Annotated in this window: 13 protein-coding genes; 7 read left to right on the forward strand and 6 right to left on the reverse strand. The window is 70.3% G+C overall.

What is annotated here, in order from left to right:
* Nucleotides 1–56 precede the first annotated feature (56 nt).
* Nucleotides 57–932: a shikimate dehydrogenase gene (locus N4G66_RS26805; RefSeq protein WP_261706772.1), complete on the reverse strand. Its 876-nt coding sequence runs from the start codon at nt 930–932 to the stop codon at nt 57–59.
* A gap of 341 nt (nt 933–1,273) precedes the next feature.
* Here N4G66_RS26805 and N4G66_RS26810 point away from each other — a divergent pair, with 341 nt between their 5' ends.
* Together N4G66_RS26810 and N4G66_RS26815 are read left to right on the forward strand one after the other, a co-directional pair.
* The gene (locus N4G66_RS26810) at nt 1,274–1,939 is read left to right on the forward strand and encodes a TetR family transcriptional regulator (RefSeq protein WP_261706773.1); all 666 of its coding nucleotides are present in this window, start codon (nt 1,274–1,276) and stop codon (nt 1,937–1,939) included.
* 278 nt (nt 1,940–2,217) lie between these two features.
* The gene (locus tag N4G66_RS26815; protein WP_261706867.1) at nt 2,218–3,513 is read left to right on the forward strand and encodes an MFS transporter; all 1,296 of its coding nucleotides are present in this window, start codon (nt 2,218–2,220) and stop codon (nt 3,511–3,513) included.
* Nucleotides 3,514–3,649: 136 nt separating this feature from the next.
* On the opposite strand, the gene N4G66_RS26820 is transcribed toward N4G66_RS26815, so the two are convergent.
* On the reverse strand, nt 3,650–5,551 hold the full coding sequence (locus tag N4G66_RS26820) for a galactose oxidase early set domain-containing protein (protein ID WP_261706774.1): 1,902 nt from the start codon (nt 5,549–5,551) through the stop codon (nt 3,650–3,652).
* Between the two features lie 329 nt (nt 5,552–5,880).
* Here N4G66_RS26820 and N4G66_RS26825 point away from each other — a divergent pair, with 329 nt between their 5' ends.
* Nucleotides 5,881–8,151, forward strand: coding sequence for a Dyp-type peroxidase (locus tag N4G66_RS26825; RefSeq protein WP_261706775.1), 2,271 nt, complete (start codon nt 5,881–5,883; stop codon nt 8,149–8,151).
* A 249-nt stretch (nt 8,152–8,400) separates the two neighbouring features.
* Here N4G66_RS26825 and N4G66_RS26830 read toward each other — a convergent pair whose 3' ends face one another.
* Entirely contained in the window at nt 8,401–8,850 is a 450-nt protein-coding gene (locus N4G66_RS26830; RefSeq protein WP_261706776.1) for a PPOX class F420-dependent oxidoreductase, read from the reverse strand.
* A gap of 115 nt (nt 8,851–8,965) precedes the next feature.
* Here N4G66_RS26830 and N4G66_RS26835 point away from each other — a divergent pair, with 115 nt between their 5' ends.
* The 3 genes from N4G66_RS26835 (at nt 8,966) to N4G66_RS26845 (ending at nt 12,280) form a co-directional block, all read left to right on the forward strand.
* A complete protein-coding gene (locus N4G66_RS26835; protein ID WP_261706777.1) occupies nt 8,966–9,547 on the forward strand; it encodes a TetR/AcrR family transcriptional regulator in 582 nt (193 codons plus the stop codon).
* Nucleotides 9,548–9,630: 83 nt separating this feature from the next.
* Nucleotides 9,631–11,022, forward strand: a complete 1,392-nt coding sequence (locus N4G66_RS26840) for an MFS transporter (RefSeq protein WP_261706868.1) — start codon at nt 9,631–9,633, stop codon at nt 11,020–11,022.
* 31 nt (nt 11,023–11,053) lie between these two features.
* Nucleotides 11,054–12,280 carry a serine hydrolase domain-containing protein gene (locus N4G66_RS26845; RefSeq protein ID WP_261706778.1) on the forward strand — a complete coding sequence of 409 codons (1,227 nt, stop codon included), beginning with the start codon at nt 11,054–11,056 and terminating at the stop codon, nt 12,278–12,280.
* 34 nt (nt 12,281–12,314) lie between these two features.
* On the opposite strand, the gene N4G66_RS26850 is transcribed toward N4G66_RS26845, so the two are convergent.
* The 3 genes from N4G66_RS26850 to ribA all read right to left on the reverse strand — a co-directional run bounded on the left by N4G66_RS26850 (nt 12,315) and on the right by ribA (nt 14,756).
* Nucleotides 12,315–13,553 (reverse strand): MFS transporter, encoded by a 1,239-nt coding sequence (locus N4G66_RS26850; RefSeq protein WP_261706779.1) that lies wholly within the window; start codon nt 13,551–13,553, stop codon nt 12,315–12,317.
* Nucleotides 13,554–13,854: 301 nt separating this feature from the next.
* On the reverse strand, nt 13,855–14,052 hold the full coding sequence (locus N4G66_RS26855) for a hypothetical protein (RefSeq protein WP_261706780.1): 198 nt from the start codon (nt 14,050–14,052) through the stop codon (nt 13,855–13,857).
* The gene (gene ribA / locus N4G66_RS26860) at nt 14,049–14,756 is read right to left on the reverse strand and encodes a GTP cyclohydrolase II (RefSeq protein ID WP_261706781.1); all 708 of its coding nucleotides are present in this window, start codon (nt 14,754–14,756) and stop codon (nt 14,049–14,051) included. Before ribA ends, N4G66_RS26855 begins: the two co-directional genes overlap by 4 nt.
* A 39-nt stretch (nt 14,757–14,795) precedes the next feature.
* Between ribA and N4G66_RS26865 the strand changes: the two genes are divergently transcribed.
* Nucleotides 14,796–15,557 (forward strand): creatininase family protein, encoded by a 762-nt coding sequence (locus N4G66_RS26865; protein WP_315903696.1) that lies wholly within the window; start codon nt 14,796–14,798, stop codon nt 15,555–15,557.
* The last annotated feature ends 77 nt before the right edge of the window (nt 15,558–15,634 follow it).

The following is a 15,634-nucleotide window of genomic DNA, read 5'->3' on the forward strand; positions in this document are numbered from 1 at the left end:
GCCTCCACCGGTCCGGTACCCGCCCGGTCCTCACGGCCGCGCCCCGCGCAAGGCCCTCAGCTCCGGGCACCCGCGGCGCCGGCCAACTCGGCGATGTCCGCGAGCATCCGTGCCGCGTCGGGCTCGCGCCCGGTGAAGAGCCGGAAGGCGTCCGCGGCCTGGAACACGGCCATGCCGCCCCCGTCGAGCGTGGCGCAGCCGACCGCGCGGGCGGTGCGCAGCAGTTCGGTCTCCAGCGGCCGGTAGACCACTTCGGCCACCCACAGCCCTGGGCGCAGCAGCTCGGCCGGGAACGGGAGTCCCGGGTGCGCGGCCATACCGGTGGGCGTGGCGTGCACGACGCCGTCGGCGCGGGCGAGCAGGGACGCGAGGGTGTCCGGCGTCGCGGCGGCGGCCCGGCCCTCGCCGAAGTGGCGATTCAGCGCGGCGGCGAGGGAGGCGGCGCGGTCGGGCATCGCGTCGACGACGGTGATGTGCCCCGCGCCGAGGGTGAGCACGGCGTGGGCGACGGCCGCCCCCGCGCCGCCCGCGCCGAGCTGGACGACCCGTTCGAGGGAGACGTCGGGCAGTCCGCGCGCGAAGGAGGCCGCGAAGCCGGTGACGTCCGTGTTGTGCCCGATGGCGCGGCCGTCCTCGAAGACGACGGTGTTGACCGCGCCGAGTGCCGCGGCCTGCGGGGCGAGCTCGTCGAGGTGCGCGATGACCAGCTGTTTGCAGGGGTGGGTGATGTTCAGCCCGTCGAAACCGATGTCGCGTGCGGCACGTACGAGATCGCCCACGGCCTCCGGTGGAACCCCGAGGGTGTCGATGTCGATCAGCCGGTACAGACAGCGCAGCCCCTGCCGGTCGGCCTCCCGCTCGTGTAGCGCCGGGCTGAGGGAGGGGCCGATTCCGGACCCGATGAGGCCGACGAGGTACGAGGTCTGGGACACGGCGGGCCTCCGGAGGCATGGGGTCGTCGGCGGTTCGGCGGGCAAGTCGGCGACCGGCCGACTGCCCCACAGACCGACGGGCTGACTGGCTGACTGGCTGACTGGCCGACGGGTCGGTCGGATGACTGAGTGTCCGCCGACCGTGATTAATGTACGAACTGGTTCGTTAGTCATATCAAGTCGCTTCCCCGAAGGGAAGGGCCACCTCCCCGGCAGGGAAGAGTCGCCACGCCGAAGGGAAGCGCCACGCTGAAGTGGAGCGGGGGAACCCACGCGATCTCGCGTCGGCGCGCCCTGCTTCTAGAATCGCGGACACCGACCGTCTCGCCAGAAGGAACCCGATGACCAGCGTCGAAGAACCGGCACGACCTGGCGGGCGCACACGCGACGCCGCCCGCACCAAGGCCGAGATTCTCGACGTGGCGACCCAGGAGTTCTCCCGCGCCGGTTTCGCGGGTGCCCGGGTCGACGAGATCGCCGCGCGCACCAGCACCACGAAGCGGATGATCTACTACTACTTCGGCGGCAAGGAGCAGCTCTTCACGGCGGTCCTGGAACGCGCCTACTCGGTGATCCGGCAGGCCGAACAGGAGCTGGACGTCGAGCACCTGGACCCGGTCGCGGCCATCCGCCGGCTCGCCGAGCTGACCTTCGACCACCATGAGGCGCATCCCGATTTCATCCGCCTGGTGAGCATCGAGAACATCCACGAGGCCGAACACATCGCGGCCTCCGAGGAGCTGGGCAGGATCGGCTCGCCCGCCCTCGACGTGATCGGCCGGATCCTGGCGACCGGCCGGAAGTCGGGACTGTTCACCGCCGACGTCGACGCGGTGGACCTGCACGCGATGATCAGCGCCTTCTGCTTCTTCCGGGTCTCCAACCGCCATACGTTCGGCGCCCTGTTCGGCCGCGATCTGGTCGCGTCCGACCAGCGGGAGCACTATCGCGCGATGCTCGGCGACATGGTCATCGCCTATCTGACCGCGGACCGCGCAGCCGACTGAGCGCGGGAAGATCCTTCGGCAGCACCCCTTGACACCCGGGAAACGTGGGCGCAACATCCGTAGCCATCCGCTACTAACTATCCAGTGGGTTAATTAACCCGGGACCGCGGTCGCCACCTGGACTCGCTCCCGGCACGGCCGACCCGTACGCCTCAGGGCCCCGGCATCCCTCCCCTGGCCCGCCGCACTCCCGTCCCCGGAGTCTTTCGAAGGAGCACGCCGTGTCCGACCCCGCCGTCCCGCTCGACGCGCCTGTGGGCCAGCCCAGGAAGGCCGCCATGGCCGCCTGGATCGGCAGCGCCCTCGAGTACTACGACTTCTTCATCTACGGCAGCGCCGCGGCCCTGATCTTCCCGAAGGTCTTCTTCGACGAGTCCGACCCGGCCACCGCGACCCTCCTGTCGCTCGCCACCTTCGGCGTCGCCTACGCGGCCCGCCCCGTCGGCGCGCTCTTCCTCGGCCATTTCGGCGACCGGGTCGGCCGCAAGAAGATCATGGTGTTCACGCTGATCCTGATGGGGCTGTCGACTTTCCTCATCGGCTGTCTGCCGACGCGCGCGCAGGTCGGCGGCCTCGCCCCGGTCCTGCTGGTCCTCTGCCGCGTCCTGCAGGGCATCTCCGCCGCCGGAGAACAGGCCGGTGCCAACTCGATGACGCTGGAACACGCGCCGCCGGACCGGCGCGGCTTCTTCACCAGCTTCACCCTCAGCGGCACCCAGGGCGGCCAGCTCATCGCGACCCTGGTCTTCCTTGCGGTCGCCACGATGCCCGAGGACCAACTGCTCTCCTGGGGCTGGCGTGTGCCCTTCTGGGCGAGCGTGGCCGTCGCCGTCGTCGGCTATGTCATCCGCCGTACGCTCCAGGAGACTCCGGCCTTCACCCGCCAGGCGGCGACCGAGGGGGTCGTCAAGCTGCCCCTCGCCGTACTTTTCCGCGAGCACTGGGCGGACGTGCTGAGGGTCGTCGCGGGTGCGCTCATCGCCTCTGTCAGCACGATCTTCACGGTGTGGGCGCTGGCCTACGGCACCAGTGACGCGGTCGGTCTGTCACGGACGCAGATGCTGTGGGTGGGTGCGCTGGCCAACGTGGTCGCCCTCGGTGCGATTCCGGCCTGGGCCACGCTCTCCGACCGTATCGGCCGTCGCCCGGTCTACCTGATCGGCGCCGCGGGCAGCGCGGTCCTGATGTCCGCCTATCTGTGGGCCCTCTCCACCGGCTCATACCCCCTGGTGCTGCTCTTCGGCATCCTGGCCTTCGGCGTCGTCTACAGCGCCGCGAACGGGGTCTGGCCCTCCTTCTACGGCGAGATGTTCTCCACCCGGGTCCGGCTCTCCGGTACGGCGATCGGCACCCAGATCGGCTTCGCCGTGGCCGGGTTCGCGGTCACCTTCGCCGCGCAGATCGCCGGTCCCGGCGGCGACGACTGGTCCTCGGTGGCCCTGTTCACCGCGGCCCTGTGCGTGCCGCCGGTACTCGCCGCGCTCACCGCCAAGGAGACGCACAAGGTGCCGACCGAGCGGCTCGGCGAGGGCGCGTCGGGCGACCCGGTGCAGCGCGAGACCGTGACCGCCTGACCAGCGGCCTCACTCGAAACGAGCCGCACCCATCGCTGATCGGATCCCCTTCCACGCCTCGCCGGGGTTCTGAGCGGTGACGGAGCCGAAGCCCTTTGAGGACCTCCGAAGAGCGGAGGTCCTCAAAGCCGGGCGGTTACTGCGGACGGAGGCTCGACCCCCGGGTCTGGCCGCCGGAGGCCGGCTTGAGCTGGACCCAGCCGGCGGTGCTGGGTACGCCCTCCTCATTGAGGAGGAAGAGCATGTAGTAGCCGGGCGGGGCGGCATTGGCCGACGGGGGTGCCTGCAGTTCGAGGAAGCTGCCGCTGCGGCTCTTGATCCGTAGGTCGAGGTGGCGCTGGCTGGTGTTGACCGAGTGGGTCGCGGTGGTCGGTGCCAGCAGGACTGCACGGGTGACGTCGGCGGCGGTGTTGCTGCTCACCGTGATCTTCTCGTTGTAGCCGACGGACGGGTTGAACACGGTGCCGAGGTGGGGGCGGCTGCCCTGCTGGAGGTAGGCCGGCTCGTAGATCTCGATACTGCCGTTCATGTCGTCGCTGACGTCGGGGTCGTTGGCGAGCTGCTGGAGCTCGTCACCGGTGACCATCACCCGGCCGTCCGGAAGCACCACGGCGTTGGAGTGGTAGCCGCGCGGCAGCCGCTGGGCCGGGCCGAGCTTCCAGTTGCCGTTCTCGTCGCGCAGTTCGATCTGGCGGTACTTCAGATCCGCGTTGGGGTTGTACGGGCCGTTGCCGTAGTCGCGGATGTCGAAGGCGCCGTTGACGGTCATCAGGGTCGCGTCCGGCATGAGCAGGGTGTCGTCCTGGGTACGGCCGAAGGCTCTCGCCTTCTCCTTGCTCCACTGGCCGCCGACCAGCTGATAGGTGTTCGGGTCGTCCCGGTCCCCGCCGAGCACCAGCACCGAGTCCGGGCCCTTGAAGCCGGCGGGTAGCGGCACGGCGGACCCGTAGTTGCGCGGCATGTTGTCCGGGCGAGGCGCCAGGTCCGTCCGGGTCTCGGCGACGGGGTCGAACTTCCACTGCTGGTCGGGGTTCCGGCCCAGGCCGTAGATCTTGCCGTCACGCAGCGAGAAGAGGTGCGGGTAGTCACGCTTGAACGGGGCGTCGGCCTTGAACAGTTCCGGCGCCCAGCCCTCCGGCTTGTCCGTCTTGGCCGTGGGCACGGGCTTGTTCAGGGCGGGGAAGCGCTCGACGATCGAGGTGGGGGTGCCCCAGCCGAGCTCCGACTGGCCGGACATGATCAGCTGCCGCCCGTCCGCGCCGGTCACCACCGACGGGTACCACCGGCCGACCACCATGTCCTGGTTCTGGTACCACTTCTCCTCCCACGGGTCGAAGACGAGGGAGAGCTTGGCGCCGGAACCGCCGTTGCCGCCGAGGTTGCCGCCGAAGACGCCGAGCATTCCGTTGGGCAGGAAGGAATGACCGGCACAGAAGAACGGCGCGGGTCGGGGCTGGTTGAGCCCGTCCGGCATGTTGATCACGGGCGGCGTGACTTTGGTGAACGAGCCCGGTCCGGTGCCCTTGGCCGGATCCCACAGGTACGCGCGGCCCGCGTTCTCCTTGCCGATGGTGTCGGTCGGGGCGGGTTCCTTCTGAGGGTTGCTCTCGATGCGCTCGAAGGAGAACAGCAGCACCTTGCCGGTGGGCAGCATGGCGATGTGCGCGGCGAAGTCCGGCGACTGGAAGTACTCCCGGAACCGGCCGGAGTCCATCGCGTCGAAGTCCGCGTTGACCTTGGCCTGGGAGGCCCCGAGTGCCTTGAGTCGCTCGGTGCGGGTGGACTGTGGGTATTCGCCGACGGCCTTGATGGCCCTCCTGGTCATGGCGTGTTCATCGGCGTGCTCCTTGCCGATGACTTTCGCCTCGTCCGGGTCGACCTGCGCCCGGTCGGCCGAGGTGCCGTCACCACCGTGCTCATGGGCGGCGGCCGGGCCGGAGGACAGCACGGCGAGTGTCAGCGCGGAGACGGCACACGCGGAGATCGCCGCGGCCAGCGTCCTTCTGGACGACGGCCCGGTCAGGTTCCTACGGGACATGGGACTCCTTGCGAGAGAGGGGAAGGGCGCGCAGCGGTGGTGTCGCGGCCGCGCCGTGTCACCGACCCGATGGCAGGCACATGACGCGAGCACATGACTACTCACAGTGTTCGCGCCCCGGTCGTCCGCTGTCGCGCGATGCCGGGCGGGCGGGTGATCTTCCGGCGGCCGAACGAGTCAGAACCCGTGCAGGACCGGGATTTTGCGTCACGGCGCATGCCTGCCGACGGGCCCGTCCGGCGACACCCCCACGCCTTCGTCGATCACATGACGTAGCGTCTCGATTACTGTGATCATTTCATGACATATGCGCCTGTCAAGGAGAAAACGTGAGAGAAGATCCCGAACTTCGTGAGAGCGACGACATCCAGGGCGATGTGATCGCGGGCTTCAAGAAGGACCGCATGACACTGCTCTTCCTCAAGTTCGAGGACCCCGCGCGGGCTCGTACCTGGGTGAAGCGGCTCGCATCCCAGATCTCCACCACCAGGCAGGTGGCCACCTTCAACGCGGCGTTCCGCAAGGCCAGGCAGGCCACCGGCGGCGACGACCCGAAGGCGCTGAAGGCCACCTGGACGAACGTCAGCTTCACTTACGAGGGCCTCAAGGTCCTCATCGGCGGCAAGGACCCCCTGCCCTCGGTACGGAAGGGCGGCACTCTGGAGGCGTTCAAGGAGGGGTCCCACAAGCGCTCGCTGGGCGACACCGGCGACAGCTCACCCGAGAACTGGCTGTTCGGGGACGGCAAGGGCCAGACCGTGCACGCCGTGATCACCGTCGCCTCCGACACCGCCGACGGGCTCCAGGACGCGTTGACCGCCCAGCGCGAGGCAGCCGCGCAGGCCAAGATCGTGATCGTCTTCCAGCAGAACGGCGCCACGCTGCCGGGCACCCGACGCGGAAAGGAACACTTCGGTTTCAAGGACGGGGTCAGCGAGCCGGGGGTGATCGGTTTCGACGAGCCCGACCCGGAGCGGCCGGAGTACGTCAAGGACCACCCGGGCACCCGGCTGATCCCGCCCGGTGAGTTCGTCGTCGGGCACGACCGGGTCGGCGGGATTCCGTACGACGAGATGCCGGAGTGGGCCGACAACGGCAGCTTCCAGGTGGTGCGCCGGCTCGCTCAGGACGTCCCGGGCTGGTGGGCGCAGGTCGCCGCGCAGCTGAAGGTCCTGAGGAAGGCCAAAGTGGTGCCGGACGAGGCGACCGCCGAATGGCTGGCCGCCCGGCTGGTGGGCCGTTGGCGCTCGGGCACTCCCGTCGCCAAGTGTCCGCACGCCGACACGCCCGACAACGCCCTCGCGAGCCAGGACAACGACTTCGGCTACCGCAACGACCCGGAGGGGTTCACCACCCCGCTCTTCTCGCACCTGCGCAAGACCAACCCCCGGGACGGCCTGCAGGAGAAGCCCGGCGCGGGCCCGTTCCCCGAGAAGCCGGTCATGGACCGACGCCGGATCATCCGCCGCGGCGCCCCCTACGGTGCGCCCTTCGACCCTGCCTCGGACGGCCCTGGCGGCCCCGACCACCCGCGCGGGCTGGTCTTCGTCTGCTACCAGTCCGACCTCGTCGAGCAGTTCGAGTTCATCCAGAAGATGTGGATCGACAACGTCGACTTCCCGCCGAACCGCCCTGCGAAACCCGGCCCCGACCCGATGGTCGGCCTCACCGGCAAGGTCAACTTCGAGAGCCCCGGCGCGACGACCGAGCTGAGCTTCCATCAGTTCGTCACCACCGAGGGCTCGGTCTACGCCTTCGTCCCCTCGCTCACCACACTGCGGCTGCTGGGCGACGGCCGCCTCACCGACAAGCTCCCGGAGACCGTCCGGCCGACCGACGCCTTCCTCCCGATTCCCGACCGCCAGCGGGACAACGGCAAGAGCTGGTACTGGGCCTACGGGACCGGTGGCGACGGACCGGTCTGCCGCACCATCTCCATCGCCGACGGCGACGAGCACAAGGACGTCGTCGAGCGCCCCGACCGGCCCCCGGCCACCTGGCCGTGCTACATCGGCGTGTCAAAGGTGGACGCGATCCTGCCGGTGCCGGACGAGCAGCGTGTCAACGGCCGGAGCCGGTACTGGCTGTTCCACACCGTCGAAGGCCGCCAGGTCTACCGGCTGATCTCGATCGCGGACGGAGCGGAGTCCGGACTCGACCCCGAGGCGGCAGGCTCCGTCGACCGGCCCGACCGGCCGATCTCGGCCTGGGCCTCGTTCAACGGAATCGAGCAGGTGGACGCTTTCCTGCCGGTGCCCGACATGCAGCGCCAGAACGGGAAGAGCCACTACTGGCTCTTCCACTCCTCCCTGGGGCAGCAGGTCTACCGGCTGATCTCGATCGCCGACGGCTCCGCGCACACCGACGTCATCGAGCGCGGCGACCGTTCGCTCAGTCTGTGGCAGTCGCTGGCCGGCGTCTCCCGCGTGGACGAGTTCCTCGCCGTGCCGGACATGCAGCGCATCAACGGGCTGAGCCTGTTCTGGGTGTTCCACCAGCAGAAATACCGGATCATCTGCATCGCCGACGGCCACGGGCACAACGACCAGGTTACGGTCGAGGACCGCTCGATCACGCTGTGGAAGTCCCTGACCGGCTGAGGCCCGCCGGTGGTGCGGGCATCCCGGATGACCGGGCCGCCCGAACGGCAGGCCACTCCCGGGACGGGGCCTGTCCAGCCCGAAGACCGTGCGTCTGCGGCACCCTTGGGTCGTGGTTCCGCGCACCCCGGCCGGATTCAGGGACGGCCGGGGTGCGCGGAACCCTCGTCGACCGCGGCCGTCGGAGCACCGGGCATGCCGTCCGGCGGGCCGACTCGGCGCGTCACGGCCTGGGCGCCGGGGAACGTCTCAGCGTCCGGGAATCCCGTACGCCCGCTCCACGCGCAGCCGGAGCACGAGCCGGCCGTCGCGGACCATGGCGGCACGGTATTCGTCCCAGTCGGGGTGTTCGCCGAGGACGTCCCGGTAGACCCGGATGAGCTCCTCGACCGTGTCGTCGTGTGGATCCCCGGCGACGGGCGTCAGCTCGGCCGTCCCCTCGACGACCGTGTACGCCCACCGGTCGGCGCTGGTGACGTGGTACGAGGCCCGCGGGTCCCGGCGCAGGTTGCGGGTCTTGGCGCGGTCGTCGGTGAGCGAGACGCGGATGACCCCCTCGTCGGGGTAGTAGACGTGGCTGACGTTCGACAGCTGGGGCCGGCCGTCCTTCTTGAGGGTGACGAGCACCCCGCCCTTGTACTCGGAGAGCAGCTTGAGCAGTGCGTCCTGCGTCGCGTCCTGGGTCGCTTCCTCAGTCATATGAGCGTCAACACTCCGGATCCGGCACGTCATCCCGCGCCGATGGTCTCTTTGGCTCCGTCCACCACCCGGTTTGCGAGTAGACACCGTCTACTCGGCCTGGTAGACAGTGTCTATGAGTGAGCTGGAGACCACCGACCTGAGAACACGCCTGATCGACGTCGGAGTCGATCTCGTGACGACGGAGGGCGCGCAGGCGCTGACACTGCGGGAGATCGCCCGCCGGGCCGGCGTCTCGCACGGTGCCCCGCGCCGCTACTTCCCGACTCATCTGGAGCTGCTGTCCGCCATCGCGCGCCGCGGCTTCACCGACCTCCAGGGCCGGGCGGCAAGGGCCGCCGGTGACGGCGGGACCGACCCGCGCGCCCAGCTCACCGGCTTGGCGGAGGTCTACCTGGACTTCGCGCTGACCCAGCGCGGTATGTACGAGCTGATGTTCCGTCACGACCTGTTGGAGAGCAACCGGTTGGGGCTCCGCGAGACCAGCCTGCCGATGTTCGGGGTGCTGGTGGACCTCGTCGGCCGGGTGTGCCCGGAGGCCGACGCCCGGATCCTCGCGGGTGCCCTGTGGGCGAACCTGCACGGCATCGCCCAACTCTGGGGCTGGGGAAGCCTGAAACTCACGACGGGCGCCGACGACTACGTACCGCTGCTGCACGCGGCGCTCGACGCGCACCTCGGACCGGAGGAACGGTGAACACACCCGGCTCGGGCAGCACCGCCCGCCGTCCCGCCACCACGGCCGCGCAGCATCCCGCCCCCGCGGTCGCGCACCGCCGGATCACCCTCGCGAGCAGCGTCGTCGGTGCCGTGATCGTCGCCCTCGACGGTACGGTCCTCACCGTCGCGCAGCCCACTCTGCAGCGCGGCCTGGACGCCTCGTTCGCGCAGGTCCAGTGGACCAGCACCGGGTATCTCGTCGCTGTGGCGGGCCTGTTGGTCTTCGCGGGACGCCTCGGGGACCGCTACGGGCATCAACGGGTCTTCGCCCTCGGCATCCTGGGCTTCGGGGTGGCATCGGCGGGCATCGGACTCGCGCCCGGGATCGGCTGGGTGATCGCGCTGCGGATCATCCAGGGCGTCTTCGGCGCACTGCTGCAACCGGCCACGCTCGGCATGCTGCGCGCCGCGTACCCGCCCGACCGGCTCGGGATGCCCATCGCGCTGCGGACGAGTGCCATCGGTCTCGCCGCGGTCGCCGGTCCGCTGGTCGGCGGAGTGCTGGTCAGTCACTTCGGGTGGCGGTCCGTCTTCTTCCTCAACGTGCTGCCCGCGCTGGTGATGGGCGTGGCGGCGCTCACCGTCCGGGCGCCGGCCGACCCGGGGACCGGGACCGTCCGCCCCGAGCCGGCCGACGGCCTCGACGCGCCGGGCGCCTGTCTGCTCACGGTGGCCCTGGTCGCCCTGGTGCACACGCTGGTCGCCGCACCGGACACCGGCCGGCCGGCGACCATGGCGGGACTGGCTGTGGCGGCCGCCTCGGGCGCCGCGTTCGTACGCCGGGAACGCCGTGCCGCGAGCCCCCTGGTGCCGGCCGAGGTCCTCGGCTCGGCGACCGTCGGCGCGGCGCTCGGCATTCTGGTGGCCGCCTCCGCCGCCATGCTCGGCACGCTGTTCGTCGCCAGCTACTTCCTCCAGGGGACCCTGGGCCTCGACCCGCTGGATACCAGCCTGCGGGCCCTGCCGGGCGGCGTGATGATGGTGCTCGGCGCTCCCGTCGCCGCCGTCCTTCTGCGCAGGCTCGGCCCGCGGCGGACGACCGTGGCCGGAACGCTCGTCCTCACGCTCGGTGTCCTGCTGCTGGCCCGGCTCGACAAGACGTCGACGGCCGTGCCCGTCGCGGCGGGCTTCCTGCTGCTGGGCGCCGGGTTCGCCACGGTGATGGTGACCGCGACGGCGGTCGTCGTACGGCACGTGTCCGCCGCGTCGGCCGGTGTGGCGGGCGGGCTGCAGCAGACGGCGATGAACATCGGACCCACGCTGGGGATCACGGTGGCGGCCACGCTGATGGCGGTGACGCCCGGCGCCGCCGTCGGTCCCCCGCTGACCGCGCTCGCGGCGTTCTCCGCGACGGGAACACTGCTCGCCCTGCGGCTTCCGGGGCACAAGGGCACCCTGAGCACCACCCGGAGGAGCCCGGACGACGCGTCGCCGGCCCGTACGGGACGATAGAGGGTCACGAGCCGCAGCCCGGAGGAGAGCCATGGGACATCTGCGACAGGAAGTCGAACCGGGATCGGTCGGCCTGGACGCCGAGGCGCTGGGCCGACTCGACCGGCACTTCGCCCGTCTGGTCGACGACGGCCGGCTGCCCGGCTACCTGGTCGCCGTCTCCCGGCACGGACAGGTCGCCCACCTCACCACGTACGGCCGACGCGACCGTGCGGCCGGACTCCCGGTGGAGAGCGACACGTTGTGGCGGATCTACTCCATGACCAAGCCGGTCACGTCGGTCGCCGCGCTGATGCTCCTCGAAGAGGGGCGCCTCGAACTCGACGACCGCGTGGCCGACTTCCTTCCGGCCTTCGCCGAGCCGCGGGTGTACGTCGGCGGGGAGGGATCGGGCACGAGGACGCGGCCGGCCGAACAGCCCCTCCTGATGCGCCACTTGCTGACCCATACCGCAGGCCTGACCTTCGGCTTCTACCACGCGCATCCCGTCGACGAGCTCTACCGGGACGCCGGTCTGGAGTCCTCCGTGGCACCGGGCGCCGACCTGGCCGGGACCTGCGAGGTGTACGCCCGGCTGCCGCTCCAGTTCGAGCCGGGCACCCGGTGGAACTACTCGGTCGCCACCAATGTCCTCGGCCGGGTCATCGAGGTGGTGTCCGGCCAGGACCTCGACGACTTCCTCCACCAGCGGATCCTCGGCCCGCTCGGGATGACGGACGCCGGTTTCCAGATCACGGACGAACAGGCGGGCAGGCTGGCCGAGTTGTACGGGGAGGACGGCGAAGGGGAGCTCACTCCGATCGCCGGTCTCCCGCTGCGCGGCCGGCCCCGCTTCCTGTCCGGCAGCGGAGGGATGGTCGCCACGGCCCACGACTACCACCGCTTCATGGAGATGCTCCGCCGCCGCGGCGAACTCGACGGAACCCGCCTGCTCCGCCCCGAGACCGTCGACCTGATGGCGTCCAACCACCTGCCCGGCAACGCCGACCGCCGATCCTTCGGCAGCCCCGTCCACCAGGAACCCGGCAATGCGGGCCTCGGTTTCGGCCTGGGCGTCTCCGTCGTGGTGGACCCGGCGATCACCCGGGCCCCTTCCAGCCAGGGCGCGTTCGGCTGGAGCGGAGTGGCCACCACGACCTTCTGGGTCGACCCCCGGCGCGACCTGACCGTGCAGTTTCTGAGCCAACTCCGCCCGACGGCCTCCCACTCGGTCTTCCCCGAGCTCAAGCGGCTGGTGCACGAGGCGGTACGGGTCTGATGACCGGCGGGGAAGGCTCGACCCGGCTTCCGCGCTACCGGATCGGTTTCTCCGTCGTCCGGTTGATGCGGTACACGTCCCGTACGCACAGGTTGAGCACCGTGGTGGCCACGATCACGCCCGCGCACACCAGGAGCACGCCGCGGTCGGACCAGGCGCCCGCGGCCAGGGCGGCGAGCAGGTAGCCGAGCGGAATCGCGAAGCGCTCCCCGACACTGTTGAAGGAGGCGGCGCGCCCCAACTCGTCCTCAGGTATGTGCAGTTGGAAGGCGGTGGTCCACGCGACGATCGCGACGTCCAGGCCGGCACCTGCGAGGAGCGCGCAGAACAGGACGGCGGGCAGGGGCAGTCCGAGACCCATCGCCGTCAGCGGCAGAAAGAGGAGGGAGGCGGTGCTCACGGCGACGACGAGCAGCCGGTACGGCTTCCACCACAGGCACACCAGCGCGCCCGCGAGCAGCCCGAGCGCGAACGCTCCCTGTACCAGGCCCCAGGAGCCCGCGCCGGAGTACAGCCGCGCGGCGAGGACCGGTCCGAGCATCTGGAACCCGGCCAGCCAGGCGGCGACCACGACCATCCCGGCCACCGTGTAGGTCCACAGCCAGGTGCGGGACCGGAATCCGGCCCAGCCCGTCCGCAGATCGTTCAGAGGGCTGTTCGCGGTGACGGGGGCGTCCAGGCGCAGCCCGTGCAGCAGCAGGGCCGCGATCAGGAACGTGAGGGCGTCCCAGGTCAGCGCCCATCCCGGTCCGCAGAGCGCGACGACGAGACCGCCCACCACGGGCCCGAGCACCCGTACGGCATTGGTCGGCAGCCTGACCAGCGCGTTGGCCTGCTGCAGGTGCTCCGGCGCCACGAGCTGGTTCACCACGCCCTGACCGGCGGGCACGGTGAACGCCACGGCGACTCCCGAGAGGAAGCCGCAGGCGGCGATGGAGCCGGTCGAGGCCGTGCCGCTCAGCACGATGAGGGCGAGTGCCCCTTGTGCCGCCGCCGCGATCAGGTTGCCCACCAGCAGGATCCGGCTGCGGGACATCCGGTCCGCGAGCACCCCGCCCACCAGCAGGAAGGCGACCGTCGGAACGGTGTTCACGGCCAGCACCAGGCCGAGCGATCCGGCTCCGCCGCCCTGTCCGATCACCGCGTAGGCGAGCGCGAGCGGCGCCATCGCCGATCCCGTCGCCGAGATCAGGTTGGCCAGCACGAACCGCCGGAAGGCGGCACTGCGCCAAGGTGCCGTCCGGGCCGTCGGCACCTGCGCCGCCGTCTTCATGGTCCTCCCCCGCCGCCCCGGAGGGGGCCCGTCCGGTCCCCTCGCACGACTCCGAATGCGCCGCGATCATACGAGGTCGAGCCCGAGGCGTGAGGATCCAGGCACCGCCCGACGGGCCGGGTGGCGGGAGACGCCCGTACCCCGGCGGGTTCGGCCGCCGTCCGCGGATCGTCGACGACGACCGCGGCGGCCCGGCGAAGCACCTCCGCGTCGGCCTCGCTGCGAGTGGGCTCGAAGGATCCGACGCTGACGAGGGTGCGGCCCGGGGCCGGCCAGGCACTCCGCACGACCGGCGTGGCGCTCAGCGTGCGGGCGGCGACCATCGGCAGCCCGCCACGGCCTCGTCCGCCGAGTCGACAGCCTTGACGGCGATGCCGGGCCCGGCATCGCCGTCAGCTGTGAAGGCCGCGCGCTGCGAGGCGATCACCGCGTCGGTGTCCAGCAGCCGTGTCACCTGCTCGCGCGAGAGGAACGACGGGGCGAGGCCGTCTTCCCTCATTCCTCGGTGATGACCGTCTTCGCCGATTCGCAGAAGATCGCTTTGGCCCACTCCTCGCTGTCCAGGTGGGGCAGGTAGTGGTCGAGGCGCTCCCGCTTGGTCAGCAGGTAGGTGAGGTTGTCCTCGCACGGCGGTATCAGGAGCGGCACCTGCTCGGCGACCTTGATGCCGTGGCGCAGCAGCGACTCCCGCTTGCGCGGGTTGTTCGACAGCAGCCGTACGGACCGTACGCCGAGGTCGTGCAGCATCTGAGCCGCCACCCGGTAGTCGCGGGCGTCAACCGGCAGGCCGAGGGCGAGGTTCGCCTCGACGGTGTCGAGACCCTCCGCCTGGAGCTTCATCGCCTTCAGCTTGGCGAGCAGGCCGATACCCCGGCCCTCGTGGCCCCGGAGATAGACGAGAACGCCACGGCCCTCGGCCACGATCGCGCGCAGCGACGCGGTGAGTTGGGGGCCGCACTCGCAGTGCTGCGATCCGAAGGCATCGCCGGTCAGGCATTCGGAATGCAGCCGGGTGAGTACGTCCCCTTCCCGGAGGGTGTCCAAGTCGCCGTACACGAGGACGACTTGTTCCTCGCCGCGATCGTGGTCGAGGTAGCCGACGGCGTGGAAATCGCCGTACACGGTGGGCAGCGGGGCAATCACGACTCGTTCGACACCTGTGAGGTGGGCATTCCCGCCGAGTACGCCAAAGTTATCTGTCATGATCTGGTTCCTAAGCAGAGTCGAAAGGGCCGTGAAAACATGAGTAGTTCGGGAACGCGCGCGACGGTGTCCGGTGTGCTGTCACTGGACACCACGGAGGACGTCCGCGAGCGGGGGTCCGGTGTCGCCCGCCAGGTCGCCGTTCTTCCCGTCGGAAGCCTCGAACAGCATGGCGCCTACCTGCCCCTGACGACCGACACACTCGTGGCGTGCGCCATCGCGCGGGAGATCGCGGACGCCTATCCGGTGCATCTTCTTCCTCCGGTGACGATCTCCTGCTCGCACGAGCACGCCGCCTGGCCGGGCACCGTCAGCATTTCCTCCGTGACCCTGTACGCCGTGGTCCGGGACATCGCCGCTTCGTTGCGGCGATCGGGTGTCGACACCCTGGTGGTGGTCAACGGGCACGGAGGGAATTACGTGCTGGGCAATGTGGTCCAGGAATCCGCGGGAACCGGTACCCGCATGGCGCTTTTCCCGGCCATGGAGGACTGGGAAGGCGCGTGTGAACGGGCCGGTGTGCAGACGTCGTTGCTCACTGATATGCACGCGGGAGAAATCGAGACGTCCATTCTCCTGCATGCCCATCCGGAATACGTCAAAGACGGTTATGAGACCTCCGATTTCGTCGCCGACGATCGTCGGCATCTGCTCACCCTCGGCATGTCGGCCTATACCGAGTCCGGGGTCATCGGCCGTCCCTCGATGGCCGGGGCCGAGAAGGGGAAGGAACTCCTCGCCGGGCTGACCGAGGCGTTCGGAGCGTATTTCTCGTTGGTGACGTCCGAGACGCTGCACTGATCGGTCCCTCCCGCGCTCTCCTCGCGGGGGCGCCGGAGCGCGGCACCCCACCGGACGACCAGGACCACGGCGCCGGG

This window comes from Streptomyces rhizosphaerihabitans, from assembly GCF_025399795.1.
Taxonomy (GTDB): domain Bacteria; phylum Actinomycetota; class Actinomycetes; order Streptomycetales; family Streptomycetaceae; genus Streptomyces; species Streptomyces rhizosphaerihabitans.

Coding starts and splice junctions, on each gene's coding strand:
- N4G66_RS26865 (WP_315903696.1), top strand. CDS start 14,796: ATGAGTAGTTCGGGAACGCGCGCGACGGTGTCCGGTGTGCTGTCACTG.
- ribA (WP_261706781.1), bottom strand. CDS start 14,756: ATGACAGATAACTTTGGCGTACTCGGCGGGAATGCCCACCTCACAGGT.
- N4G66_RS26845 (WP_261706778.1), top strand. CDS start 11,054: ATGGGACATCTGCGACAGGAAGTCGAACCGGGATCGGTCGGCCTGGAC.
- N4G66_RS26810 (WP_261706773.1), top strand. CDS start 1,274: ATGACCAGCGTCGAAGAACCGGCACGACCTGGCGGGCGCACACGCGAC.
- N4G66_RS26850 (WP_261706779.1), bottom strand. CDS start 13,553: ATGAAGACGGCGGCGCAGGTGCCGACGGCCCGGACGGCACCTTGGCGC.
- N4G66_RS26820 (WP_261706774.1), bottom strand. CDS start 5,551: ATGTCCCGTAGGAACCTGACCGGGCCGTCGTCCAGAAGGACGCTGGCC.
- N4G66_RS26855 (WP_261706780.1), bottom strand. CDS start 14,052: ATGAGGGAAGACGGCCTCGCCCCGTCGTTCCTCTCGCGCGAGCAGGTG.
- N4G66_RS26830 (WP_261706776.1), bottom strand. CDS start 8,850: ATGACTGAGGAAGCGACCCAGGACGCGACGCAGGACGCACTGCTCAAG.
- N4G66_RS26815 (WP_261706867.1), top strand. CDS start 2,218: ATGGCCGCCTGGATCGGCAGCGCCCTCGAGTACTACGACTTCTTCATC.
- N4G66_RS26835 (WP_261706777.1), top strand. CDS start 8,966: ATGAGTGAGCTGGAGACCACCGACCTGAGAACACGCCTGATCGACGTC.